The organism is Oerskovia flava (assembly GCF_026163685.1).
In the GTDB taxonomy this organism is placed as follows: Bacteria; Actinomycetota; Actinomycetes; order Actinomycetales; family Cellulomonadaceae; genus Oerskovia_A; species Oerskovia_A flava.
This window is the reverse complement of the sequence record NZ_JAOXSR010000020.1, coordinates 1-229: the sequence shown is the minus strand read 5'-3', so window position 1 is coordinate 229 and position 229 is coordinate 1. Positions and strand designations below refer to the sequence as shown.

The 229-nt window shown below is 71.6% G+C and carries 1 protein-coding gene; it reads right to left on the bottom strand.

The annotated features are described in order from the left end of the window. Window positions 1-229 (bottom strand): glycosyltransferase family 2 protein (locus OHL10_RS18590; protein ID WP_343224634.1); only part of this gene is annotated, 229 nt, incomplete at both ends.

The following is a 229-nucleotide window of genomic DNA, read 5'->3' as shown; positions in this document are numbered from 1 at the left end:
GCCGTAGGCGTAGGCCTGGCGGTAGATCGCGCGCAGCCCGTCGCGCTTGCGCACGTGCAGGATGATCTCGGGGTGGTACTCGAGCCGGTGACCGGCGAGCTGCACCCGCCACGACAGGTCCGTGTCCTCCCCCGTCGCGAGCGCTTCGTCGAAGCCCGACGCGTCGAGGAACACGTTCCGGTGGATGCCCATCGTGCCCGCCCCGGTCGCGGGCAGCCACGGCAGGAAG